This window comes from Chryseobacterium sp. T16E-39 (assembly GCF_002216065.1).
Lineage (GTDB): Bacteria > Bacteroidota > Bacteroidia > Flavobacteriales > Weeksellaceae > Chryseobacterium.
This window is the reverse complement of sequence record NZ_CP022282.1, coordinates 1,562,924-1,588,737: the sequence shown is the minus strand read 5'-3', so window position 1 is coordinate 1,588,737 and position 25,814 is coordinate 1,562,924. Positions and strand designations below refer to the sequence as shown.

The following is a 25,814-nucleotide window of genomic DNA, read 5'->3' as shown; positions in this document are numbered from 1 at the left end:
TTATTGAAAATATAATAATTATGAAAAATTTAATCATTCATATTTTTTTGCTCCTTTATTTTGGAAAAAAGAAAAATAACAATTTTTAAAAGACCATTGCTATGAAAACTTTCTTTACCTATGATTTTTATATCCAGCTAATTATTTTTACTGTTATCTCGGGCATTGTATTAATTGGGTTGATACATGATAATGAAAAAATTATTTATCTCTTTTATTTTGGAATAGGAATTTTGCAATCAGTGAGTTACCTGATAAGATGTTCCTACAAATACGAGAAATCATTATTATTTAAGATCTATGGATATGTGATTATGCCCATATTTCCATCTTTATTAGGCTTAGCCATTTTTGGTAATACAAATTTTATCGCTTTTATTTTTATAGTAATTCCTGTATTATCATTTTTTTACAGCCCTATAATGGCGATTCTTTATGTAAGGGATACTTATCTAGTTTTTAAAAATAAAGATCTAAACTTCGAACAGCATGAAAACATTAAATAATCACACCCTCATCTACGACAATGAATGTCCGATGTGCAGTATTTATTCCAAAGGTTTTACAAAATGTGGGATGCTTGATGAACATGGAAGAGAGGCCTTTAGTGAAATGAGTTTTAAGAACAAGTCAGTTATTGATTTTAACCGTGCAAAAAATGAAATTGCTTTGGTGGATCATAGCAAAAATGAAGTGGTTTATGGTTTGGACAGTTTGCTTGTCATCATTGGAAATTCATTTCCTGTTTTAGAAAGAATAGCAAGAATACAACCGCTGTATTGGTTTTTTAGAAAATTGTATTCTTTTGTTTCCTATAATAGAAAGCAGATTATTCCCTCCAATAAAGAGTATACAGACCAGTCTTGTGTTCCCGAATTTAATGTAAAATATAGAGTAGGCTACATCGCTTTTGTCGTATTTTTCTCATCTTATGTTTTAAGTATATTCACCACAAAATTAGGATTGCATCTCGATCAGAACTTTCCGAGAGAATTTATTATTTGTTTAGGACAGATTGCCTGGCAAAGTCTCTTCTTAAAAACTTATCTGAAAGATAAGATCTGGGATTATGTCGGAAATATGATGACCGTTTCCCTTATTGGGACCATCCTTCTATTACCAGCCTTATTAATAAATGCAAGTCCTGTCTTTTACATCATCTACTTTGGAATTGTTGTTTCTGTGATGCTTTTAGAACACTGGAGAAGATGTAAGATATTAAGATTGAACGCTTTTCCAACTATTAGCTGGATCATTTACAGAACAGTTGTTTTAATCACTTTACTGGAATGTCTAAAATTTATTTAGAAACAATCATCAAAGCAGATGTTCATATCGTTTTTGATAGGGCACGAGATATTGATCTTCATCAGAGATCAACATTCAAATCTCAGGAAAGGGCTATTGCAGGACGAACAAGGGGATTAATTGAATTGAACGAGACTGTAACCTGGAAGGCGAAATATTTAGGATTTAATCAAACACATACCTCAAAAATTATTAGTATGGAACGACCTTCTGAATTTACTGATATCATGTTGAAAGGAACTTTTAAATCATTTATACATCAACACATTTTTAAAAACGAGGGTGAAAACACAATCATGATAGATGTTCTTGAATTTGAATCTCCACTTGGAATCGTGGGAAGACTTTTCAATAGATTCTTTCTTAAAAATTATCTTACAGGTTTTTTATTAGAGAGAAATGCAATCATTAAAAAAACTGCTGAATTATGATCTTTCTAAAAGTAGAATGGCGAAAATTAGCATAAAGTAACTTAAACCCTAAATCATGAAAATAATCATTGCTGCCGGAACCGGATTCCTTGGTGAAAACCTGAAAAACTACTTCCTGGAAAAAGGGAATAAAGTCTATATTCTGACAAGAAATCCAAAACGTAAAAACGAGATTTACTGGGATGCGAAAAACCCAGGTGAATGGGGAAATATTCTGGAAAATGCTGATGTTCTTATCAATCTCACCGGAAAATCTGTTGATTGCAGATATACTGATATCAATAAGAAAGAAATCTACACTTCAAGAATTGAAAGCACAAAAGTGCTTCAACAAGCCATCGATACATGTTCAAATAAACCTAAAGTGTGGTTAAATGCAAGCTCAGCAACCATTTATGTGCACTCAGAAAAACATCTGAATACTGAAGAAAACGGAATTATTGGTGATGATTTTTCTATGAATATTTGCAAAAGCTGGGAAAAAGAGTTTTTTAAAATTGAAAATAATGATATAAGAAAAGTTGCTTTGCGAACATCTATTGTTTTGGGTAAAAATGGGGGTGCTTTTCCAAAGCTTTGTCAGGTAACAAAATTAGGATTGGGAGGTAAACAGGGAAAAGGGAATCAAAACGTAAGTTGGATCCATATTGATGATTTTTGTCGTGCTGTAGAATGGATCATTGAAAATGAAAATATTTCAGGTTCAATTAATATAACTGCACCCAATCCTTTGACCAACGAAGAATTAATGAAAAAATTGAGAGCCGGTTTTAGAATACCATTTGGAATGAATGCTCCGGTCTGGCAATTAGAAATTGCTTCTATATTTTTAAAAACAGAAACTGAATTATTGCTTAAAAGTAGAAATGTATACCCTGAATTATTAATGAAAAGTGGATTCATATTTTCTTATCCGGATATTGATTCTGCCTTGGGGGATCTCATCTAATTTAAGCCCTCAAAAGCTACAAAAGTTTCGTACACATTGTCATTGCGAACGAATGTGAAGCAATCCTAATTAAGAAGTACACATAAGTTTTGTAAACAAAGATTCATTGTGTTTGATAATAATAGCTTAGGAATCTAAACACTCTAAGTTATTTTGTGAGTTCATAGAAGGATGATTACATTAGCAAAAAGTATTTCCTTATGCTGGTCACACAAAAAACTAAAGCCCTGTTTCTTTCCTCTTTTTTTCTTTCTTCGGCTTTTTTTTCACAAGCTCATAATGTATCAAAAGGGTATGAAAAGCCTACCGATCCTCTGGTTGCAAAAAATCTGGAAGAGTGGCAGGATTTGAAATTTGGTCTCTTTATGCACTGGGGAACCTATAGCCAATGGGGAGTAGTGGAAAGTTGGAGTTTGTGTCCTGAAGACGAATCATGGACACAGCGTAAACCTGAACATGGAAAGAGCTACAATGAATACGTCAGGAATTATGAAGACCTGCAGACTACTTTCAATCCAACCCAATTCAATCCTCAGAAATGGGCGGATGCTGCTAAAAAAGCAGGAATGAAATATGTCGTGTTTACAACAAAGCATCACGATGGATTTGCAATGTTTGATACCAAAGAATCCGATTATAAGATAACTTCTCCAAAGACACCTTTTTCAAAAGATCCAAGAGCAGATGTTACCAAAGAGATTTTTAATACATTTCGTAAAGATGGCTTTAAGATCGGAGCTTATTTTTCAAAACCAGACTGGCACTCTAATGAGTATTGGTGGTCCTACTTTCCTCCAAAGAACAGAAATGTAAATTATGATCCTAAAAAATATCCTGATAAATGGGAAAACTTTAAAAAATTCACATTCAATCAGCTTAATGAAATTACTTCAAACTATGGTAAAATAGATATTTTATGGCTCGATGGAGGTTGGGTACGTCCCTTTAATACCATTGATCCGGATGTTGACTGGCAAAGAACCATTAAAGTGGAACAGAATATTGATATGGACAGGATAGGAACAATGGCTCGTAAGAATCAACCGGGAATCATCATTGTAGACCGCACTGTCCCGGGGAAATGGGAAAACTATGTAACTCCTGAACAGGCTGTTCCTGAGCAACCCCTTTCAATTCCCTGGGAAAGCTGTATCACTATGGGGGATTCTTTTTCCTATGTGCCCGATGATCATTATAAATCGTCTCAGAAGATTATCGAAACTTTAATTAAGATCATTTCCAGAGGGGGAAATTATCTGATGAATATAGCTCCCGGTCCCAATGGAGATTATGATCCTGTTGTCTACGAAAGATTGAAGGAAATATCCGCTTGGATGAACATCAATGAGTCTGCTGTTTTTGGAACAAGAAGTATAGCTCCATACCATGAAGGAGACTTTTATTACACAGGAAGTAAAGATCAAAAGACAATCAATATTTTTCATATTCAGGAAACACCTGATTATAAATGTCCTTCCTATTTAAGTTTTTCAATTCCTGAAAATTTTAACCCGAGATCTGTAAAAGTTTTAGGGATCTCCGCTAAGATTCACTGGAAAAAGAAGATGAATAAGATTGAAATTCAGCTTCCTTCCGAAAGAAAAAATCTAAAGTATGCTACAGTCGTTCAAATGATTCAATAATTTTAAATAAAAAAGAGCAGGAAATACCTGCTCTTTTTTTAGTGTATTATTTTAATCTTCTAGTCTAGAATACTCTTCTTGCTAGCAATAAATTCAGCATAAACGTACCGGTCCAGTTACTATTATTAGTTCCATTAGCACCCGTGAAATCAATACGGGCAACAGATACCGTAATTCTGGTTCTTCCCGCGGTTCCGTTATTAGCAAGACTTACAAAGGAAGCTGTAAATACATCCGGAAAACTGGAATTGTTTCCAGCGGTTAAAATTGGAAACATATTGGTAATATTGAATGGAGTTCCCTGATATTCATAGACAAGGGTCATTCTACTGGTGTTGGCATAATTGGCTGTATGTGCATACCCAAAAGATGTTTTACTGATCACCCACCATCTGTCAGTACCCGTACCGGTATCAAATGTCGTATTGGTATGATTGGTCCAGTCTGCTACAGGGGAAGTCCCTGAAGCGTGAGGAGGAATAGATAGTGAAGTTCCATAAACTTCAACGTTTCCGGGTTTTGGTAAAGCAGAGAAAGACAGATCCCATGTTCCGCCTGTTGTATTGCTGTTATTCACAATTTCTGCATATGCTCCCGGAGGAACTATAAATGTAGCAACAGGAGTGTTGTCTGCTCTTAGTGTATTTCCACTTGAGGCCTGAATATTAATATTAAAAGAGGATACATTCTTCACCTTATAAATTCTTCCGGTGTAGCTTGTTGTACCGGTTCCTATCACAGGAAGTGTAAAGGTGGTGGCGGCCGCTCCGTTATAAGTAAGATAATGATCTGTGGCACTTACATTATAAGTGGTAGCGGTAATTTCTTTGTAATCGGCTCCCAAAGAACCATTAACGGCTAAAGTACTGTTGGGAGTTGTTGTTCCGATGCCGACTTGCGCATTCGCGAATACACTGCATAGCAAAATAATCAAATAATGTTTTTTCATTCTTTTTTTAATAAAAATATAAAAAATATACTGATTATTAAATAAATAGATGATTATTTTTTATTAATAAATGGACTGTTGGGGAAATATTATTTACAATATTTTGATTTACGATCGGTTATATAATCAATATGTACTGAGACTTAGGTTGAAAAGAGGGATTGTTGAAAGAGACTAGTTTTTTCTAGCCTTTATACCAATCTACAGGGAACTTCTAAATCTTCAGTCAGGTAATAACTACAACATAACCGGTGATAACCGTCAGCAATGATTAATTCATGCTCTCCCCTTACCAATAGTATGGGCGAAAGTTTTTTGTTCTTTTCAACCTTTTTCAGGTTTTCCCTGACGTGGATATTGGTCTCAGGAAGCAAAGCCAGTTTACTCGCTCTCAGAATGTCTTTGGATTTCTTTGTAATAGTAGGTGCTTTTTTTAATTTCTCTACTATTTTTTGTGCCTGATCCGGCTCAAAAAGAAGTTCAAGATAATCCTGGGCTGCGGGAAAATCATGCTCTTCCGGTTCTTTTATCCAGATATTGTCTTGGGTAAGGGATTTTTTTTTCATAATAATTGTTCGGTAATATATAGAAGACGGTTCCGCGCGATCTGCATTCTTTAGATCCACATAAAGGTAGCAAAAAATGATGTAGAAAGAGAGGGATTATAGGTGATCTTTTTTATGGAAAAGAGGTGAAAAGCTTAATTATAAACTCTGGCAGAGCAGGATATCAATTGCCTGAAAAACGAGTATAATGTGAATTTTTTTAGATTATTAACATTGTAACTGGTCTATTATAGAGATGTAATTTTACAGAGTTTTTAATTTTAATTTAAATTGTTTAAAAAAAGAATGGTTTTGAGCTTCTTTTTTTTGATTAAAATTCAATAGAATTGGCTTAATCATACATTGTCAGATGAATTTGAAGAAACATGAAACATCCCATATTTTTTCCTTAAATTCGCATAAAAATTTTAAGCTAATGAATTACGATATTATTGTCATCGGAAGTGGTCCTGGTGGATATGTTACAGCGATTAGAGCGGCACAGTTGGGTTTCAAAACTGCAATTATCGAGAAAGAAAACTTAGGAGGAATTTGTCTTAACTGGGGATGTATTCCAACTAAAGCTTTGTTGAAGTCTGCTCAGGTTTTTCATTATATTAATCATGCTGAAGATTATGGTTTGAATAAAGTGGAGCCAAGTTTTGAGTTTCCAAACGTAATTCAAAGAAGCCGTGGTGTTGCTAACAAAATGAGCAAAGGAATTGAGTTCTTAATGAAAAAGAACAAAATCGATGTTATATTAGGAACAGCTAAAGTTCAAAAAGATAAAAAAGTTTCTGTGACAGATAAAGATGGTAAAACAACGGAATATTCCGGAACGCATATCATCATTGCAACAGGAGCACGTTCAAGAGAATTACCTAACTTACCTCAGGATGGTAAAAAAGTAATCGGATACAGACAGGCATTATCTCTTCCTGAGCAGCCAAAATCTATGATCGTAGTAGGTTCTGGAGCTATTGGAGTAGAGTTTGCTGACTTCTATAATACAATGGGAACAAAAGTAACTGTTGTAGAGTTTATGCCAAACATTGTTCCTGTAGAGGATGAAGAAATTTCTAAGCACTTAGAAAAATCTCTGAAAAAATCAGGAATCGAAATTATGACCAACGCTTCTGTAGAAAGTGTAGATACTAGTGGAGAAGGTGTGAAAGCAAACGTGAAGACAGCCAACGGAAACATTACTCTTGAAGCTGATATTTTACTTTCAGCAGTTGGTATTGCTGCCAATATCGAAAATATCGGATTAGAAGAAGTTGGAATCCAAACAGATAAAGGAAGAGTTTTGGTAAACGAATGGTATGAAACCTCAGTACCGGGTTACTATGCAATTGGTGACCTTATCCCAACTCAGGCTTTAGCTCACGTAGCTTCAGCGGAAGGAATCACTTGTGTTGAAAAGATCAAAGGAATGCATGTTGAGAAAATCGACTACGGTAATATTCCTGGATGTACATACTGTCACCCTGAAGTTGCTTCTGTAGGTCTTACAGAAAAGCAGGCTAAAGAAAAAGGATATGAGATCAAAGTAGGTAAATTCCCTCTTTCTGCAAGTGGTAAAGCTACAGCAAACGGAAATACAGATGGTTTCATCAAAGTTATTTTTGATGCTAAATACGGAGAGTGGTTAGGATGTCATATGATCGGTGAAGGAGTAACAGATATGGTTGCTGAAGCTGTTGTAGCTAGAAAACTAGAGACTACAGGTCATGAGATCATTAAATCTATTCACCCGCACCCGACTGTTTCTGAAGCAATCATGGAAGCAGCGGCAGCAGCTTATGGTGAGGTGATCCACATTTAATTGATACATATTATTCAATATAAATAAAAGCTCAGATACTTTCTGGGCTTTTTTTAATACTGATTGAAAGATGCATTAAAATTAAAAGTCTGATGACTTCGAATTCTGTGATTTTGATGAAATTTAGTAATTTCATCAAAAAATAAGAAGAATAGATATGTTATGATGTCGTCGCTTTAGCCGGAATCTTTCCTGAGGTAAACTATGACGAGGATGGTTTCAGGGAAAAGAAAAATATAGATTTCCAACGTCTTGCGACAATACGATTTATGCAGAGGTATTTATTAAAATAATTTTAAAATTTGCGTATTTCTAAAAAATAATCATTTTTTTTCATCATGTTTTATTAATTTTATTCTATGAATTTGGAAAAAGTAGGGCTTGTTCTATCTGGCGGCGGTACCAAAGGGATTGCGCATGCCGGAGTTTTAAAATTCTTAATTGAAAAGAATATAGAGGTTGATGTATTGTCTTGTTGCAGTGCCGGTTCCATCGTAGGATGTTTATATGCGGTAGGTAAAACACCGGAAGAAATTCTGGAGTTCTTTAATTCGGTTTATTTTTTTAACTGGAAACACTTTACATTTAATCAGCCTGGTCTTGTTTCTTCTATTATTTTTACCAATTATCTGAAACCTATTTTCCATGACATGAAATTGGGAGATCTGGATAAAGAAGTGAAAATTGTTGCTACAGAACTGGTTTCCGGAACTGAGAAAATATTCGATGATAACTTTAAAGTAACAGATGCTATTATTGCTTCCTGTTCCATTCCCGGAATTACAACTCCCTATATTATTGGTGAAGAAATGTTCTGTGACGGAGGGGTTTTAAATAATTTTCCTGCAGACATCATCAGGGATGAATGTGATAAGTTAATCGGAGTTTTTGTATCTCCGCCTCATGAGATCGATATTAAAGATCTAAAATCTATTAAAGCCATTGTATCCCGTTCTTACGATCTTCTTTCTTACAGAATTGAAAAGGGTAAATTCGATTATTGTGACTGGTTTATTTCCTCACAGGATCTATCCAATTATGGTACCTTTGAAAGAAGAAAAGACCGCCTGGAAGAGATTTTTAATATAGGTTATAATTCGGCAAAAGAAAGTTTTGCTAACAGTAATTTTTATACACAGCTTAAACAGCTTGGTTCATAAAATAAACCTCTCACTTCTAAAGTGAGAGGTTTTATATTATTTTTTAACGATCTGTCCATCCTGATTTACTACCGTATTTCCTTTTTCATCACTTACAATAAGTGTATAAGGTGCTTTCATTGCGGAATCGGTCAGATAGTTTCTCCAGATCTGATATTGGAATCCTTTATTTGTGAAATCATAATAATAGTTACCGCCGGAACCATCTGGAATAAGTTCTCCATCACTAATGATCATATTAGGTTTTGAAGTAAGTTTTGAATTGGCTCCCCATGCCTGGTACAGATACTTTCCGTTGGGCTGTAAGTCAATTCGTATTTTAAACTTCTTTGTTTTAATGATCACTGTTTTGGGAACCTGTTGGAAATATTCCGTGCTATTTTTAGCAGGTGAAGACGGGGTTTCGGTAAAGGTATTGGCATTGACAGATGAGCATAATGCTACAAAAAATAGGGGTGCTAAAATTTTTCTGATCATGGCTGATGAGTTTTAAAATTGGGTTACCAGAACCTAATCAAATATAAAGCCATTTGAAATAAACAAGATGTGAGAAAATGCTTTAAAAGCTTATTAATGTAAGATGTTATTGCACAAATACATCAGTGAACTGAAAGCTTTTGCCATTAAATAATCCTTTATCACTCAGCTTTAATTCCGGGATCACCAAAAGTGCCATAAATGATAAACTCATATAAGGAGCTCTCAGTTGGCTGCCAAGATCTTTAGCACGCTGATCCAATTGAGTGTATAATGTTGCAACTTCTTCTGCCGGGAGATTGGTCATAATTCCGGCAATGGGAAGTTCAAGAACCAATTCTTCAGTTTCAGTAGCTAATGAAATTCCGCCTTTGGATCTGATGATAGCATTCACCGCTTTACACATATCATCATCATTAGTTCCTACCACAACAATATTATGACAGTCATGAGCAACACAGGATGCTATAGCACCTTTTTTCAGACCGATATTTTTAATAAAAGCAATTGCAACAGGCGCATCATAATAACGGTTGATCACAGCGATCTTTAATATGTCTTCTTCAATATTTGATTCCGCATAGCCATCAATCATCTTAGGCTTTGCCTGTATCTCGTTCGTGATTAGTTGTCCATCCAGAGTTTCTATGACACGTATGGTATCAGTAGCGCAATGGACTTTGAAATCTGATGGTTGTTTTAAAGTACAGTGGAAATTATTGATAATTGGTGCATTAACTGATGTAATAAGGGATTCCCCATTTTCGGCTACGATCTCACCTCCGGTATAGGTTTTTAAAACAGTGAAATCCTTTAAATTATCAACTACAATAAAGTCTGCAGGATCACCGGTTTGTAATAAACCAATGGGCAAATTATAATGCTTTACCACATTATAGGATGAAGCACGTAAAACATCATATAGGTCATACCCCAAATTCAAAGCACGCTTTACATGGTTATCAATATGTGATTCAATAAGGTTGTCCGGATGTTTGTCATCACAGCAGAACATAATTTGTTCCGGAAAATCTTTTAACAGAGGAATAAGGGTCTCAAAATTTTTAGCAGCACTTCCTTCTCTGATGATCACTTTTACTCCATGCTTCAGTTTATCCAGAGCCTCCTGATATCCGAAGCATTCATGGTCGGTTGTTATACCGGCATTGAAATAGGTTTTCATCTCTTCACCCATTAAGCCGGGAGCATGCCCGTCAATAGGTTTGTTGTGTTTCTTCGCAAAATCCAGTTTCCTCAGGACTTCATCATCCTGATAGATGACACCGGGGAAATTCATCATTTCTGCTAAATAAACAATTTCTTCTCTGGAAAGTAATTCGTTTATGTCCTCAGCGTTAATAACTGCACCTGCTGTTTCAAAACCCGTTGCAGGGACACATGAGGGTGCACCAAAATAAAAATGAAAAGGTACCTGCTTAGCGTTATCGATCATATATTCTACTCCCACAATCCCTAAAACATTGGCTATTTCATGAGGGTCAGAAATAGTCCCTACGGTTCCGTGTTTTACTGCAATACGTGCAAATTCTGACGGAACGAGCATACTGCTTTCTATATGTACATGGGCATCGATAAATCCCGGGAGGATATAGGTATCCAGAGTTTCGTTAATCTTTTTGACTGAAGTGATTGTATTATTTGTAATCACTACTTCGGCAGGATAAGTTTCTTTGGAAACTACATCTACCAGATTGGATCGTAAGGTGAATGTCATTGTACTTTAGAGTAAGGTCAGTTATATAGAATAAAAGTGCATTTTTCCAGGATTATTAGCTGGTATAGCTGGCAAAAGCATCTTCTAAACTGTCGAATTTGCCTTTAAATTCATCTATAGGGCAATCCTGAAGTATATTTCCTTTATGGATGAGAATGACACGGGAACATAATGCTTCAACTTCCTGCATAATGTGTGTGGATAATAATACTGTTTTTTCTCTACCGATCTCTTTCACTACATTTCTTATCTCAATGATCTGATTTGGGTCAAGACCATTTGTTGGTTCATCCAGAATCAGTAGATCCGGCTGGTGGATAATTGCCTGTGCTAAACCGACTCTCTGCTTATAGCCTTTAGAAAGCTGGCTGATCTTCTTAGATTTTTCAGGAGTGATTCCTACCAGTTCTATCACTTCATCTACCCGTTGCTCAGATATTTTATGGATATTGGCAACAAACTGCAGGTATTCCTTCACATACATTTCGAGATAGAGTGGGTTATTTTCAGGAAGAAAACCAATATTCTTTTTACTCTCAATTTCGTATTCTGAAATGTTTTTATCATTAAAAATTATTTGTCCTTCATCAATCTTTAAAGCTCCAACGATGGATTTCATTAAAGTTGATTTTCCGGCTCCATTGGGTCCCAGAAGACCAATTATTTCGTTTTTATTAATTGAGATATTAATGTCGTTAAGAGCTGTTTGTTCACCAAATTTTTTGGTTAAATGTAGTATTTGAAGAGACATAATTTGTAATGATCTTTTTGCAAAAATAAAAATAAAAAAACTCATTCTTGTGAATGAGTTCTGTTATATTGTAAAAATAGTGATTATTTCTTTGTTTTTTTGTATTTATTCCCTGAATTAGATGTTGTGCTTTCCTGTTTAGCAGGGCGGGTTGTATTCATTCCGGACTTGTCATAGAGTGCCGATTTTCCATTGGTTTTCCCAAAGATCTTATCGACCTGTTTTTTATTTAAAAATTGAGATTTTCCAACATATTTTCTGTTTTTATTGATATACTGAATGAACTGAACTGTGGGTTGTCCATAGTTCTTTTCGTAATGCAGTTCAATAATATCATTAGGGAGTTCCAGTGTAATATTTCCTTCCGGAAGCGATATAAAACCGTCTGTAATTAATTTATATAGATCTGTGATATCCCCGTTTAGGTTTTGGAAAGAGAAAGACCTGAAAGTATTAAGGTTGCTGGTATTTAGATCCTGATAATTGATTGTAAATTTATCTTCCTTTTTATATAAACCAACAGAATTATCTTTACCAATTTCCACTAAACTTTCATTTTTAAGCACTTTAATTTGTGCAAAACTTGAAATACCTAACAGACAAGTAAATAGTAAAATTATTTTCCTCATTGGATTGATTTTTAACATTTTATAATATGGCGTCCTTAAAATCCAGGAATGAAATGATATAAAAAACTTCGTCCCCAAAGCAAAAGTAGCATTTTTTTTTGATATTTTTTTTGAAATATATACTATGTTATACCTGACATTTAACTCTTCAATGTTCCGAGTTCCTGTCAAATCACTTACGCTATTTTACATTTAAAAAAATTAAAATCCGGTATGGTTTTGGAAAAGAGAGAGTTGGTAAAAAGGAATGATATAGATCTATTCCCTTTAAGGAAATTGGTAAATAAATTTTTCATGTATTTGAATTGTGTTAGGACACAAATTTAGGATAATTAATTTAATTCATTTAAAAAATATAGGAATGTTTGAAAGATATCTTGAACCCAGCAATGCAGATATTGAAGTATTAAATCTATTTCGAATAGATTTTTTTTTAATAGATCAAAATATTCCGTAACATTTTTTCACAACCCATAACAAATAGCTAAAATCTAAAGATTTGAAAAAGACAGATTTAGAAATAGAGTTTGAGTTAAAGTTGAAAGAGTACAAGCTTTTAATTTATAAAGTTTGCAGGATGTATACCAACGACCCTAATCATATTCAGGAATTATATCAGGATATTATTATCCAATTGTGGAAATCATATCCGAAATTCAGGGGAGAATCAAAATTTAGTACATGGCTTTACAGGATTGCTATCAATACAGTCCTTATAAGTCTTTCTAAACCTAAAAGGTCTCTTCAGATGAGCGAAATAGAGCTGCATAACATACAGGTGCCATATGAAGAGGATATTGGACTCAAAGAAGAGCAGCATCAGCAGTTGTATGCTGCAATACAGAAATTAAATGACGTAGAAAAATCAGTCGTAATGCTTTATCTAGAAGATAAATCCTATGAGGAAATGGAAGATATTCTAGGAATCAGCAATGCAACCTTGAGAGTGAAAATGAACAGAATCAAAGACAAATTAAGAACCTTAACAAACAACAAATAAGATGGAACTAGATGTATTGAAAAACAGCTGGAAAACTATTTCGGTAGATATAGACCAGAACGAATTTGATGTTATTTCCGCTACACGAAAAGAAATGGCATCTCCATTGGAAGCACTCAGAAAAAGAACAAAAAAGCAATTAATGGTTTTACCTGCTCTTCTTGCTTTTTTAATTATTGTAGGAGTGACTGCAAAAGAAACGGATAACAGCTTTTTTATATGGTTAGCTGCGGCTATTCTGCCGATACTGATCATTTACCATTATTTCAATTTAAAACTGATCAATGAATTAGAAATGGTTAATGGTCCGGTGAAAAATGATATTGAAATCAAGATCACGAAACTGATCAAAAGCAATGCTCATTATCTTATGGCAACGCGGATCCTTTTTCTGTTGCTGATTATTTCCTCTGAAATACTGCTGAGGTATGGCAGGGTAGATTGGATTCAGGGGCTTGACCTGCTGGCAAAAATTAACTTTCCTTTCCGGTTATGTATCTATGCGGGTATATTTGGACTCCATTATCTGATCAGTGAGTATACCTTTAATTTGTATTTCGGGAAATATTTAAAAAAGCTGAAAGAGTTACTGGCTGAAATGCAATAAAATAATCCCTCTGGAATACAGAGGGATTTTTATTTTTCTTGAAGAATGAAATTATCTCCAATAATTATTCGCGGCAGCAATCGTTGCAAACTCGGTGGCGACTACCTGCCCGATTGCAATCAGCATTTCTGGACTTTCTGCATATATGGGACGCAATTTTTCTCTTACGGCAGCATCTGGTTGGGTGGCTTTAATGATAAGCCTTGCCATTTTTACGGCCAATTGGCGTCCTTCTTCAGGTGAAGCCGTCAGTAATGAATTGTTTGGGATTAATTGAACTTGTTCTGACATTAGATATTGTTTTTTTGTTTGCTCAAAATTAAAACCGGTAAATTCTAAAAACGGTAACAAATGTTACCTTAAATCACTTTTATTTTTCTTCCGTTCTGGATGATTTTATTTTCAAGTTCCAGCTTTTTCATCACCCTTGAAATGACTTCCCGTGATGTCCCCAGGTCTTCTGCAATGTTTTTATGGGTAATAGCAAGTTCTTCTGAATGGCTGTTCTCATTTTTTGTTTTGAGATACTTCCAGAGCCTGTCTTCAAGTTTATAGCAGATGATTTGTTTGGTGGTTTCGAGCAGATCATTGTAGTGTTTTTGAAATCCACTAATGATCATATTGTTAAATGATGGATATTTTAAAGTCCATTCTTTTGCTTTTTCAATAGGGATGAGCAAAATCTTCGTTTCTTCCTCCGGGACAGCAGAGAAGTCTATAGCCTGATTGCTGAATAAGTGAACAAAACTAAAAATGCAAGATTCCTTAGGAGTGATATAGTATAATAAAAACTGCAAACCATCCTCATTACTATATACTTTTACATGACCTTCTAAAACAATAGGTAAGTAGCGGGCGAGTTGACCTTGTTTAACAATGAAATCATTAGTAGAAAAAGTCTTTACAGTACTAAATTTTTCAATCTCTATTAAAAGTTCTTTGCCAAAATCAGGTAAGCAGTTTTGTAATATCTGGATATCTATTTCCATTTCTGAAGAAGTTATAAGATAAAGATACAACAGTTCATATCAAAAATCTTAATAGTTATTCTCCAAAATTCTTTGAAGAACCGATTGAGACTGACTGGGCTTTTGATTCTTGATCGCTTTAAACAATTGCTCGTGTAAATGATGGTTCATGGCAAAACGGCTGATTCCCTGTTTTTCTCTTGCAAGAAAAAAATTACGCAGGATCAGGGTGAAACTATAATATAAATCAGATAATACAGGATTTAAAGAAGCTTGGGCAATCGCTGTATGAAAAGCAATATCGGCATCAGCGCAAAGTTGAGCATCTTCAGCCTGAATGGCCAGTTTACGGTTTTCTAAGCATTGTTCGATCTCCTGAAGCTGTTCCTCTGTGCGATTTTGCGCAGCTAATTTTACAATTTCCTTTTCCAGTAATCTCCTTACCGAATTGACGTCATCAAAATCTGCGCGTCTTAAGCGCTGCTCAATGCTGACCTCCTGAAAACTATTATTAACAAATGTTCCCGATCCCTGCTGTACTTTCAGGATCCCTGAAATAGCCATTGTTTTAATCGCTTCTCTGATAGTAGAACGACCTACACCATACAATTTCATCAGTTCGGGCTCGGAAGGTATCTTTTCTCCCGCTTTATATTTCCCTTGAGAAATATCCTTCTTTATCAGACTAATTACCTTTTCGTAAAGTTTCATAATTACGCAAACATACGACATTTATAATAAACGTTATTAAAATACATCATAATTCTATTATATATTGATTCGTTAGAAATATTATTTGTCCGCAATGTGTTGGTTATCAATGTTTATTAATATTAATTATAAACATCATATGTTTTATTAAAACATATGATGTTTTGCTTTGAAATATCATATTTAAATTCTACATTTGTCTAAATATTAATATAAAAAGATATGGCAACAACAAGACGTGGATTTCTTTCCGCAGCATCTTTATCAACCTTTGGTTTGATAACAGCATCAACAGGCCTACATGCATTAATTCCTAAAGAGGCCGAATCACTAATAAAAAATGGGTCAGATGATCCCAAGATGGAAGAATTGGAAGATTTTGTATACGACATTGAAAATGGAAGTAAGGGTTGGGTTGGTGCCGGTGGTACTGCCAAAGAAGCTACTGTTGAAGAGTTTCCGGTATCGCAAAGTATTGCAGGGGTAATTATGCGGTTAAACCCAGGCAGTTTCCGTGAATTACACTGGCATTCTATCGCAGCAGAATGGGCCTATGTATTAGAAGGAAGTGTCCGTACAACCGTTGTTGCTCCGGATGGAACTTCAGCAACAGATGATTTCGAAAAGGGTGATATCTGGTATTTCCCAAAAGGCCACGGACATTGTCTGCAGTGTATTGGTGATCAATCATGCCTATTCTTATTGGTCTTTGACAATGGTCACTTTTCTGAATTTGGAACCTTCAGTTCAACAGACTGGATCAATCATCTCTCTCCTGAAATATTGGCACGCAATTCCGGATTACCGGCAAATGCGTTTGCGTCTTCCCCTCATAAAGAGCTTTATATTGGTACAGGTAAAATAGCTGCACCCAAAAAGCCACAAAACATAGATCCCAATATACCACCAAGTTACGCTGCCCATAAATTCCGCATGGAGACTGATGGTGTGTATGAAAAATATCCCGGAGGTTCTACCATAAAAGTATCTGCTCAGGAATTTCCTATTCAAAAGACTTTAACAGCTTTACGTATGGACATTGAACCGGGAGCTATCCGTGAATTACACTGGCATCCAAATGCCGACGAATGGCAATACGTCATGAGCGGGCAGGGAAATCTGAGTATTTTTGGTTCACATGGACGGGTAAAAACAATGCCTTATAAAAAGGGGATGGTGTCGTTTATCAAACAAGGTTTTGGCCACTATATAGAAAATACCGGTACCGAAACCCTTAAATTGATTATTGTTTTCAACGATGATAAATATGAGGATATATCCCTAAATGACTGGCTGGCATCTAATCCCGCTCAGCTTGTTGAAGATCATTTTGGAATTACACCAGCTCAGACGGTAGAATTAGCAAAACACAAAAAAGGCATTTTTTAGTTTCACAAAATATATAAAAATAGGGCTCCTGAAATCATATTTCAGGAGCCCTATTTAATAAGAGTCTGTTTAAACATATTCTAAGATTCTAAATGGATACAATAAGAATCAGGAATATAAAAATAAAGTCATTGAGGCTCAGTTATTACGGATCGTATTACCTTATTTTATCTATTATTCTCTTAGGTAGAAGTTGTTTTACTCGAAAAATTAATTATATTTTTGATAATAATTAATTCTTACGACATGCACAATTGTGTCATGTAACCCTCCATATTATGATGAAAAAATATATTACTTATTTCTTAGTTTTTGGATTCCCTTTATTTGGGTGCCAAAGCAAAGTGGTTGAAAATTCCACCTATCAACAAAACTGGACGCAATTGGATAAGGAGAATAAAGCATTGGCTTTTGATGCGGATATTCAATTGTCTGATGCTGAAATGATCTTGGATAAAAAATTATTTCAGTTAAGAAAAGATTTTCTTGCCGACACAGAAAAACAAAAAATACCTTTATTTAATACTTCTTTTAATGAATTAAAGCCATTGATAGAAGGCTCTCAATTATTTGAGATCTTTCAATCCATGCCGAAAGGAGGTTTGCTACACACACATAGTGGCGGAATTACTGATGTAAAATGGGTGATTAAAACAGCTAGAAAGTATAAAGAATGTTATGTCTATGATCAGTCAGATACCAAAGACTTTATTTTCGGACAACTGGGATTTTTTGAAGAAGGGAAGGTTCCAAAAGGATTTGTCAGCCTGAATAAGAAGCTTTCTTCAGATCCCGGTTTTGAAAAACAATTGACGGAACTTCTCCTCCTGAAACGCGAATCACTATGCACGTATACCGATTACTGGATTGAATTTGAAAAGCGGTTTAAAAGAATCAGTTTGTTGCTACCTTATCGTCCTTTTTTCAAAGAATATTATAAAAAAGGTTTTGCAGATTTAGCAGAAAACAAAGTTCAGCATGTAGAAATTAGGTTTGTTTTTGATGAGCTTTACGATTTTCAGCATGGAAAATATCCGTTAAAGACTTCGATTACTGATTTACAGGAGGTCGTGAAAGAAATGCAAAAACAGTATCCGCAGTTTACGCTTAAATTAATTTATTCAAGTTTTAAATTCCTTGACCCGATGGCTGTTGAAAAACAGCTCGAAACAGCTTTTGAGCTCAAGAAAGAATTTCCGGATCTTATTTCCGGTTTTGATCTTGTGGCAGATGAGGCTGCCGGAAACAGTATCTATTCTTTCCGGGAAGATTGGGTGAAATTAGATGAACTCAGTAAAAAGTATGGGGTAAAAATGCCTCTTTTCCTTCATGCAGGGGAAAGCACTTCTGTTTTTAATAAAAATATAATCGATATTCCATCATTGGATAATCCAAGGATTGGACACGGCCTAAATCTGATCTATTTTCCAAAAACAATGGAACTGATCAGAAAACAAAATAAACTCGTTGAGGTAAGCCCGATCAGCAACCAGATTTTAGGATATGTCAGTGACCTGAGAAATCACCCTGCAAGAGTTTTGTTAAGCAATGGAATACAATGTTCCATTAATAGTGACGATCCGAGTGTCTACGGATATAACGGCCTTGGTTATGATTTCTGGGCTGCCTTTGTATACTGGGAGCTTGATGTAAAGGCACTGAAGAAGCTTGTTTTTAATTCAATTAATTATTCTTCTCTGAATGAAAGTGAAAAGAAGCAATCGTTGTTGTATTTGAATAAGGAGTGGGATGGTTTTGTAAAGGAGATGAATGTGAAACTTAAGTAGTAAGCAAATAAGTTTAATATATATAAAAAAGCATCATTGTTTTAATGATGCTTTTTTTATGTACACAGACAATATTTTATTTAATCAGGATCAGGATAGAGGGGTGGACAGCTGTTCTTATAGTCGCATCTGGCATCAAGAGTTTCACATTGTGCTGGTGTACACATCGGATACGAAAGATCCGGACCGTTTCCTCCAAAAATTTTTTTTAAGTCTTTTTTGGTGAGTTTCTGGGATTGGTTTTTTAAGTTTTTCATAAAATACGGTATTTAGTTTTAAAATGTTTTTGTAAAAAATATAGAGACAATATACACAAAATAAACAATATCAGAGTATAACGTTGGCGGTGATGATTTTAATAAACAAAATCATTGACGATTCGGAGATTTTGCCTGTTCTCTTTTCCATTGCTCATATTTTTCTTTCATACAATGTCCACAAGGCCTATAACCATGTGCTAATGCTTCTGTTTCATCTTTAAAGAAAACTCGATTTTCAAATTTCATCCTTTTACCTGATGAACATGAAAGTAATCCATATATTTTTCCTTTTACGTAGCCACCGAGTTTCACTTCACCTTTGCGGATTAAATAACTAAGGACCTTTTTTCTATCTTCAGGAGTTAAACCCAGATCAAGATGCTTTATCATTTTGGTGTTTTTACTATGCCTTTTAGGTTGGTATCATGATCAATATTATTATCTAAATATCTATACTTAACTTAGCCCATCATGAAAAATAATACCGAGGCTGTGCCGATGTCCACTGTGAAGAGGGCTTACTCCGTGTTTCATATTCACGCGATAATACCCTTTAGATCCTTTTACCGGACGGAAATTAGTGGTTAATATCAGCATATCACCCCGGTTAGGCTTTAATACATTGGCTTTTGATTGCGCTCGGGGTATCTGCTCGGTTATGACAAATTCTCCACCAGTATAATCTTCGTCTGTCTGATCCAGCATAAAAACGATCTGCATCGGAAAATAAATTTCTCCATATAGATCCTGATGTAAAGTGTTAACCCCCCCCTTTACCGTATTTTAATATCAGAACGGTTGGTTTTTTTTGGCCGTGCTCCCAACATAGTTTTTTCATGACTTTATGCGTGGAAGGGAATTTTTTTTCGATATTAAGTTCCTGCATCCATTGATTGGCTACTGGTGCTATTTCGGCGTATACCTCTTCGCGGATTGTGGTGATCAGTTCAGGCAATGGATACTGAAAATATTTATACTCTCCCTGTCCAAAACGGTAGCGTTCCATAGTGATCGTTTTGCGATAAGTATCATCTGCATTGTACGCTGAAACTAAATTATCGCATTCTGTTTTGTTGAGTACATCCCGGACTATCACAAAACCTTTATCATGCAATTCACTTCTTATTGACGGCCAATCTTGGACAGTCAGCCTTGTTTCTATATCTTTCATAATGGTGATTTATGAAGATAAAATTAGCTTTATATGAAGGAATAAGAAATCCGAAACTTGCGGTATTGCAATAGAATTAATATGAGTTTTGCTTAATGATGTTCATTGTTGCAGCCATTTGTATATCTGCATATTACCTATCACAGTATCTGATCATTATCTACTTTATTAAACCTCTGACCCATAATGAGCAAGCATGAATGTGGTGTACATAGCAAATTGCTCATGACCACGTTTTACGTGTCCAAAACCATGCCCCTGATTGCTAAGAACTGTACGTGTTATAACATCAGACCTTTTACTATAAGGATGAGCTTTGTCCTCCTCATTGTTTTCCTTCTTGGCATGATTATACATTAACCCGTCCGATAATATACGGTCGCTTATTAGGGGAGATCTATTACTCTGGAGGCGCATATCGGTAAGTCTTTGTCCATAGGGGCTATCATCAGGCGACATAAAGGCCGGCTCCGATAGGGCACACCTCGCACAGGTGTATTTTAATAACAGTTCACCATTAGACAAATAACCTTCAAAAGGTACAGACAGATAAATATCCGCCGGCCGGCTGTACATTTGGTAAATGGCTGTCATAATAGCTGGTTCAGCACAGTTACTTGGTGCCCAGTTTTCAAGCGTATCGTTCTTGCCTTTATTTTTATTTTCTCTATACTCTGGAGTTTGTAAGAAATATAAGCTAGATTGCATAGAAGGTGGCTTTATGCCAAGACGCTGCATAATATCCACATGCTTAAGTAATTTTTTGGCTGTTTTTTCATAAGAAATATCAGATATTTCCATAGGGTCAGGTACTCCCATGCTGATGTAGCTGTTTTTTTCAATTTCCTGTTCTTTATTTTTACCATAAGGTTTAATGCCTGATGCACCAAACACAGGCCTGAAAGTTGCGCCAACGCTGTCTTTCATATGCCCCTCTTTAATGTACATGATACAAATACATCCTTTTCTGATTATGGGTAATATGCCTGACTTTGTAAACAACATATGATCCATTAAAAGTTGGCGCGCATGCAGGTACATGACCTCGTGCCTATCATTTTTATTGGAATTGTTGAATGTTAACCATTTGCTTTTTGGGAAAATTGCTGCCAGGCGTGAGTTACTGGGCAATAGCATAACACCAGCTTTTATAAGATCAATATATCGGGCATCTATGTTCAGGAAGCGGGTAACTTCTTCGATCAAATTTTCTTCCTTCTTTTTTATCGTTTTCTCCACTTCCTCTTTCTCTTTTTCAAGAACTCTTTTTCTTTCCATGATTTTTTGATCGTGTGATCGCTGGGCCCAACGCTCCATTTTCATGATGTACCCAGCTGTTGTAGATTTTCTGAAATGCAGAGGCTTAGGAGTTTCATATTTCAGCAGGTTAATTTTGGTTGAGTATATTTTTTCAATCTGGGCTAATTCAATCTTTTGTTTTTCTTCAACTTTTCGTAATTGGGACTTAATTGTCAGATAGTTGATTTTGTATGTGTATATTTTTTTCATCCTGCTCAACTCGTTTTCTAGTATTTTTTGATCCTCTGTATTGAGTTCGAGTGGATTGTTGTTTTTCCTTAGACGATCTATATAAGTCAAGTCATCTTTAAGATTAAAACTCACATCTTTTTTAACAAATTTCCAGTCATATTTTTGATCCTGTGCCAATGTCTCCCAACCCCAATGAAATCTTTCATTGTTATTAATATCGATGCTTTGTAAAATAGTATGTATCTGAGATAGGTCTTCCCTTTGTTTTACTCGTTTTCTTTTCATGATTATTATTTTTTAGCTAACATGTAATGTTTCATCTCCATTTTTCTTGGATTGATTTTTCGATCAGACTTAACTTTATAATTCTGAAATCCCATGCAATAGGGTTTAGAGGTATATTAATGAGTCATCGTTTATATTGCTAATTTCATCCGAAAATTGAATCTATAAATCAGGGTAAACTTCTATTTTTTATAAATCAGGTTTTTACTCTTGAATAATTGTTCTCTTTTGGTTAATTAACTAAGTTGTCAGAAGTGTATTGTTTTGGAGTGTCAAATGTTACGATGTAAATTTTAAATTAATTTAAGATTGAATAACGAGCATGACACTTTTGCTAGCAAAGAAATTTAAGTCATTTTGGCTAAGAAATCGACCATTCCTGCTAATTTTAAATTAAGCAAATATTGCAATTTTGTTCTATAATAAAATGTAAACCAGACAAACAAATAAAAAAGATGGATATACCACAATTTATAAAAGAATGGATTGATAACAGCAATGCTTTTAAAGTAGAGCAATATCTTACCAAATACCATGAAAATGCAGTGCTTGACGACCCGTCAGTGGGTCGTAGTTTTAAATCGCATAAAGGCATCCGTGAATATTTTGAAGACTATTTCATAGGTTATAATACCCATACAAAATTAGTAAATCTTCATGTGAAAGATAATATAGCCCATGCGGAGGTTTTATTTACGGGAGACTTTCCGGGAGGTAAAACCGGTGGAACGTTTGATTTTACCTTCAAAGATGGCAAAATAATACACGTAAAAGCGGACCTAATATAGCTGGGGTTATACAAAAAAATAAAGTTTATCATTTCATTTGACGCAAAGGTTTAAATTAATAATAGGTATAGATGGTTGAATGAAAATATACTAAAAAAGCCTTTCAAGGGAATTGAAAGGCCTTTTAATAGAACGAAATATATTATTTTAAGACCCGTTGGTCATACAGTAAATTATCATCTTCATCAAAACTGATGATCAGAACTTTATATTGCTTAGCTGTGTCGTTATTAAAAAATTTAATTCTCGGCGGAACGTAATCGCTGTCAAATAAATTTGGATTCCAGTAGAGCGTTTCGCGGGTATCACTTTCGATTTTCTTTGGAGAATCGTCAGTGTCCAGCATTTCAATAGGAAACTCTGAAGGTTTGTCGTACCCTTTTACTACAGATGTGTTTTTATTTTGGACATCATTTTCCTTATTGTTTTTAGATTTCATATTACCTCTCATAGTATAGATAGCAACTGCATTTCCTATTAATCCTGATTCTTTAATGATTTTTACCATGGCAATACTGCTTATAGGAACGGTCGCAATCATACTGGCATCGGTGAGTACTTCATCCAGATATAACTTAGCCTGCTGACCACGGATATAGGGAACATTTACACCGGAATTATTTCTTTGGAATGTTAATCCGGCAGCTCTTCCTTGCAGCCAATCTAATATATTGAGTGACCCTGCAGCCATTTGATCTTCATTGACAAAGTCAAATATGGTTGTATTGAGAGAGCTGAACATTCCGGTAGAGAGCTGTTTGTTAAGCTCTTCTTTTGGATCTACCTTTTTTACTAATTTTACTTCTTCAATTTGAACATCAACGTTCTCCAATTTTTTACTGTTTTTCTGAGTATTGATGGCTCTGGAAATTGTTTGAGAAAGATTTTTATGTTCAGCTGCTTTCACCAACTGGTATTCTGTAGTTGGGAAGCTCCCTTTAAATGGTGTAGGGGTTACAAGTGGTTCTATTGTAACAAATAAATTACCTGTATTTTCTTGTTTATTATTTTCTGAATTTACGAACAATGACACATTCAAAGGTTCATCGAAGTTAAGATTGTTTAAATAAATGTATCCACTCTGATCTGTTTTGAATTGATTAATTGTAGGCTCATTTTCTCCTAGTTTTAACATTAAATTGACTGTCGTATCTTTCATCAGACCATTGTCCTTAAGAGGTTTTACCCTATAGGAAAGAAATTTCTGAGAGCTGGCTTTAATGGTGGGTGAAGATCCGTTAAGAATTGTATTCCAGTCAAATCTTTTCCAGTTTTCAGAAATAAGCAAGGCGTCTAAAGCTTCTGTATTGGCCGTATTGGTAAAATATTGTGCCGGTGAATCTATTTTTGTAGTAAAATCTCCTGTTAGCCAAAGGCTGCTCAGTAAATTTTCTTTTTCGGGACTGTTGCTGCCGTCATCCTCGTTTACTAAAACGGTGTAATTTTTAAAATAGGTTTCCGGAGAAAGATCAATACTATTGAAAGATCTTGGTTTTTGTTTTAAATCCTGACCGATAATTTCGGCCTTCTCAATCTTTAAATTATTAGGTTTTATGAAACAAAGCCTTTTTGCTACAAGATTGTCCTGATCATCAAAAATAGCCAGTTGCAAAATACCGTTGGCTCCATTACTTATTTTTGTTGGAATAAGGCTTGAGGCTTCATTGATCAGCTGGGAGATATTGGCTTTATAAGCAAGATGGTTATTGATGGTTCCTACAATTTTATAATTCTGGAGCTGCTGTTTTAAATTGACTCCTTTTAGGGTGTATTTAATCCCTTCCTTAGAGCTATAAACTTCTAAATTAACTCCACTGCTTACAACAGGCGGTAGATCAATTGTCTTATTTTTACCGGTATTATCCTTAATGATGACCTGGTATTTTTTTCCTGAAGCAGGTGTTATTTTAAAAGATGCTACATTTTTATCAAAAGATGTAAAAGTAGTAACCGGTGTATTTGGATTTTGTGTATCAATTACTTTTCCTGTCCAGCTTTCCGGAAAAGAAGTATCGCTTACTAATCTTACTGCAAATTTTGTAGGCATACCGTTGATGAAATTTCCACCTTCCGGAATAGCTTTGGCAGACCAATCAGGATTTTTAGAAATCTGTAATGTTTCCGTTGCATTAGGATTGTAAATAGGAAGTGTTTTTACAATCTGGAAATCTTCACTAAAATTATTCATGTAAGGAGTATAGGCCCTCACGAAATAAACCTGTTCCGAAAGATCTTCTTTGAGTTTAAAATCTCCACTCCCTTCTCCATTGGTAAGAAGTATCGTTTTCCAGTCTATTAATTTTTTATCTGAGTTATACAGCTCTACGAACAGGGTAGTAGACAATGTGGAGCGATTGTATCCATCGAATACAAAACTTTTAAACCAGATCTGATCGCCTGCTACGTATTGTGACTTGTCGGTAAGAAGATATACTTTTTCCTGTTCGTAATTATTCTCAAGATTTGTGATTGCTTTTTCTAGTTTGGTTTGTGACCATACAGGTTGTACAGTTGCAATAAGCAATAGAAAGAAAATATTTTTCATAGAAATCTTAACGCATTTTAATTCTGGGCTAATTTAATGATTTAAAGGCTTCGGAAGTTGATATTTAACTTCTTATTTCACAGATAAAAAATAAGATTAATGATACCTTGTCGGTAGATATTTCAAGATATAATGCTTTTTGATGTATAGAATAATATAAACGTGAAGTGTGAATTAAATAGGAAGATACTGTAAATTAAAATTTTAAAACAGAAAAAAAATAATCAATATATAGTGAAAAATGGAGATCGAAAGAATATTTTTATTATTTTTATAAAATAAACTAATAGCCGCAAATAAATGAAAATTATTCATTAATAAGTATTTATTTAAATATATTATACTTTAAATAATCCTTTTTTATTTTGATTGCGTAATAAATCTTGTCTGATGATGAGATGGTTTTTCTA

The 25,814-nt window shown here is 34.7% G+C and carries 27 protein-coding genes; 12 read left to right on the top strand and 15 right to left on the bottom strand.

Annotated features, from left to right (window positions below; genetic code table 11):
- The first annotated feature begins 101 nt into the window (after positions 1-101).
- The 5 genes from CEY12_RS22455 (at position 102) to CEY12_RS07225 (ending at position 4,331) form a co-directional block, all read left to right on the top strand.
- Positions 102-506, top strand: a complete 405-nt coding sequence (locus CEY12_RS22455; protein ID WP_089027052.1) for a hypothetical protein — start codon at positions 102-104, stop codon at positions 504-506.
- A complete protein-coding gene (locus CEY12_RS07240; RefSeq protein WP_089027051.1) occupies positions 490-1,308 on the top strand; it encodes a hypothetical protein in 819 nt (272 codons plus the stop codon). Before CEY12_RS22455 ends, CEY12_RS07240 begins: the two co-directional genes overlap by 17 nt.
- Complete coding sequence (locus CEY12_RS07235; protein WP_089027050.1) at positions 1,290-1,739, top strand: SRPBCC family protein; 450 nt, start codon at positions 1,290-1,292, stop codon at positions 1,737-1,739. Before CEY12_RS07240 ends, CEY12_RS07235 begins: the two co-directional genes overlap by 19 nt.
- A 55-nt stretch (positions 1,740-1,794) precedes the next feature.
- The gene (locus CEY12_RS07230) at positions 1,795-2,688 is read left to right on the top strand and encodes a TIGR01777 family oxidoreductase (RefSeq protein ID WP_089027049.1); all 894 of its coding nucleotides are present in this window, start codon (positions 1,795-1,797) and stop codon (positions 2,686-2,688) included.
- Between the two features lie 200 nt (positions 2,689-2,888).
- Complete coding sequence (locus tag CEY12_RS07225) at positions 2,889-4,331, top strand: alpha-L-fucosidase (protein WP_089027048.1); 1,443 nt, start codon at positions 2,889-2,891, stop codon at positions 4,329-4,331.
- Positions 4,332-4,395: 64 nt separating this feature from the next.
- Here the strand turns inward: CEY12_RS07225 and CEY12_RS07220 are convergent, their stop codons facing one another.
- Together CEY12_RS07220 and CEY12_RS07215 are read right to left on the bottom strand one after the other, a co-directional pair.
- Positions 4,396-5,280: a hypothetical protein gene (locus tag CEY12_RS07220; RefSeq protein WP_089027047.1), complete on the bottom strand. Its 885-nt coding sequence runs from the start codon at positions 5,278-5,280 to the stop codon at positions 4,396-4,398.
- A 191-nt stretch (positions 5,281-5,471) separates the two neighbouring features.
- Positions 5,472-5,846: a hypothetical protein gene (locus tag CEY12_RS07215; protein ID WP_089027046.1), complete on the bottom strand. Its 375-nt coding sequence runs from the start codon at positions 5,844-5,846 to the stop codon at positions 5,472-5,474.
- Between the two features lie 415 nt (positions 5,847-6,261).
- On the opposite strand from CEY12_RS07215, the gene lpdA reads away from it, so the two are divergent.
- Both lpdA and CEY12_RS07205 read left to right on the top strand, forming a co-directional pair.
- The gene (gene lpdA, locus CEY12_RS07210) at positions 6,262-7,650 is read left to right on the top strand and encodes a dihydrolipoyl dehydrogenase (RefSeq protein WP_089027045.1); all 1,389 of its coding nucleotides are present in this window, start codon (positions 6,262-6,264) and stop codon (positions 7,648-7,650) included.
- Between the two features lie 359 nt (positions 7,651-8,009).
- Positions 8,010-8,810, top strand: a complete 801-nt coding sequence (locus CEY12_RS07205) for a patatin-like phospholipase family protein (RefSeq protein WP_089027044.1) — start codon at positions 8,010-8,012, stop codon at positions 8,808-8,810.
- 36 nt (positions 8,811-8,846) lie between these two features.
- On the opposite strand, the gene CEY12_RS07200 is transcribed toward CEY12_RS07205, so the two are convergent.
- The 4 genes from CEY12_RS07200 to CEY12_RS07185 form a co-directional block, all read right to left on the bottom strand.
- Positions 8,847-9,287: a hypothetical protein gene (locus CEY12_RS07200; RefSeq protein WP_089027043.1), complete on the bottom strand. Its 441-nt coding sequence runs from the start codon at positions 9,285-9,287 to the stop codon at positions 8,847-8,849.
- 106 nt (positions 9,288-9,393) lie between these two features.
- Complete coding sequence (ade, locus tag CEY12_RS07195) at positions 9,394-11,022, bottom strand: adenine deaminase (protein WP_089027042.1); 1,629 nt, start codon at positions 11,020-11,022, stop codon at positions 9,394-9,396.
- Positions 11,023-11,077: 55 nt separating this feature from the next.
- Positions 11,078-11,773, bottom strand: a complete 696-nt coding sequence (locus tag CEY12_RS07190) for an ABC transporter ATP-binding protein (protein ID WP_089029815.1) — start codon at positions 11,771-11,773, stop codon at positions 11,078-11,080.
- An 83-nt stretch (positions 11,774-11,856) separates the two neighbouring features.
- Positions 11,857-12,402 carry a hypothetical protein gene (locus tag CEY12_RS07185; protein ID WP_089029814.1) on the bottom strand — a complete coding sequence of 182 codons (546 nt, stop codon included), beginning with the start codon at positions 12,400-12,402 and terminating at the stop codon, positions 11,857-11,859.
- A 499-nt stretch (positions 12,403-12,901) separates the two neighbouring features.
- On the opposite strand from CEY12_RS07185, the gene CEY12_RS07180 reads away from it, so the two are divergent.
- Together CEY12_RS07180 and CEY12_RS07175 are read left to right on the top strand one after the other, a co-directional pair.
- The gene (locus CEY12_RS07180) at positions 12,902-13,402 is read left to right on the top strand and encodes an RNA polymerase sigma factor (RefSeq protein WP_228409813.1); all 501 of its coding nucleotides are present in this window, start codon (positions 12,902-12,904) and stop codon (positions 13,400-13,402) included.
- 1 nt (position 13,403) lies between these two features.
- The gene (locus CEY12_RS07175; protein WP_089027040.1) at positions 13,404-14,009 is read left to right on the top strand and encodes a hypothetical protein; all 606 of its coding nucleotides are present in this window, start codon (positions 13,404-13,406) and stop codon (positions 14,007-14,009) included.
- A gap of 51 nt (positions 14,010-14,060) precedes the next feature.
- Here CEY12_RS07175 and CEY12_RS07170 read toward each other — a convergent pair whose 3' ends face one another.
- From CEY12_RS07170 to CEY12_RS07160, 3 genes are all read right to left on the bottom strand, one after another.
- Positions 14,061-14,300: a hexameric tyrosine-coordinated heme protein gene (locus CEY12_RS07170; protein WP_089027039.1), complete on the bottom strand. Its 240-nt coding sequence runs from the start codon at positions 14,298-14,300 to the stop codon at positions 14,061-14,063.
- 68 nt (positions 14,301-14,368) lie between these two features.
- The gene (locus CEY12_RS07165) at positions 14,369-14,998 is read right to left on the bottom strand and encodes a Crp/Fnr family transcriptional regulator (RefSeq protein ID WP_089027038.1); all 630 of its coding nucleotides are present in this window, start codon (positions 14,996-14,998) and stop codon (positions 14,369-14,371) included.
- Positions 14,999-15,046: 48 nt separating this feature from the next.
- Positions 15,047-15,688: a FadR/GntR family transcriptional regulator gene (locus CEY12_RS07160; RefSeq protein WP_228409812.1), complete on the bottom strand. Its 642-nt coding sequence runs from the start codon at positions 15,686-15,688 to the stop codon at positions 15,047-15,049.
- Between the two features lie 222 nt (positions 15,689-15,910).
- On the opposite strand from CEY12_RS07160, the gene CEY12_RS07155 reads away from it, so the two are divergent.
- Positions 15,911-17,077 (top strand): cupin domain-containing protein, encoded by a 1,167-nt coding sequence (locus tag CEY12_RS07155; RefSeq protein ID WP_089027036.1) that lies wholly within the window; start codon positions 15,911-15,913, stop codon positions 17,075-17,077.
- 278 nt (positions 17,078-17,355) lie between these two features.
- On the top strand, positions 17,356-18,864 hold the full coding sequence (locus CEY12_RS07150; RefSeq protein WP_089027035.1) for an adenosine kinase: 1,509 nt from the start codon (positions 17,356-17,358) through the stop codon (positions 18,862-18,864).
- Positions 18,865-18,944: 80 nt separating this feature from the next.
- Here CEY12_RS07150 and CEY12_RS22230 read toward each other — a convergent pair whose 3' ends face one another.
- The 5 genes from CEY12_RS22230 to CEY12_RS07135 form a co-directional block, all read right to left on the bottom strand.
- Positions 18,945-19,121 carry a hypothetical protein gene (locus tag CEY12_RS22230; protein ID WP_157676774.1) on the bottom strand — a complete coding sequence of 59 codons (177 nt, stop codon included), beginning with the start codon at positions 19,119-19,121 and terminating at the stop codon, positions 18,945-18,947.
- Between the two features lie 111 nt (positions 19,122-19,232).
- On the bottom strand, positions 19,233-19,514 hold the full coding sequence (locus CEY12_RS07145) for an Ada metal-binding domain-containing protein (protein ID WP_089027034.1): 282 nt from the start codon (positions 19,512-19,514) through the stop codon (positions 19,233-19,235).
- 66 nt (positions 19,515-19,580) lie between these two features.
- Positions 19,581-19,844, bottom strand: coding sequence for a 2OG-Fe(II) oxygenase (locus CEY12_RS22800; protein ID WP_317043955.1), 264 nt, complete (start codon positions 19,842-19,844; stop codon positions 19,581-19,583).
- Positions 19,845-19,884: 40 nt separating this feature from the next.
- Complete coding sequence (locus CEY12_RS22795; RefSeq protein WP_317043954.1) at positions 19,885-20,295, bottom strand: 2OG-Fe(II) oxygenase; 411 nt, start codon at positions 20,293-20,295, stop codon at positions 19,885-19,887.
- A gap of 168 nt (positions 20,296-20,463) precedes the next feature.
- The gene (locus CEY12_RS07135) at positions 20,464-22,071 is read right to left on the bottom strand and encodes a hypothetical protein (protein ID WP_089027033.1); all 1,608 of its coding nucleotides are present in this window, start codon (positions 22,069-22,071) and stop codon (positions 20,464-20,466) included.
- Between the two features lie 455 nt (positions 22,072-22,526).
- On the opposite strand from CEY12_RS07135, the gene CEY12_RS07130 reads away from it, so the two are divergent.
- Positions 22,527-22,859 (top strand): nuclear transport factor 2 family protein, encoded by a 333-nt coding sequence (locus CEY12_RS07130; RefSeq protein WP_089029813.1) that lies wholly within the window; start codon positions 22,527-22,529, stop codon positions 22,857-22,859.
- 142 nt (positions 22,860-23,001) lie between these two features.
- Here the strand turns inward: CEY12_RS07130 and CEY12_RS07125 are convergent, their stop codons facing one another.
- A complete protein-coding gene (locus CEY12_RS07125) occupies positions 23,002-25,404 on the bottom strand; it encodes a hypothetical protein (protein WP_185117051.1) in 2,403 nt (800 codons plus the stop codon).
- Positions 25,405-25,814: the final 410 nt, after the last annotated feature.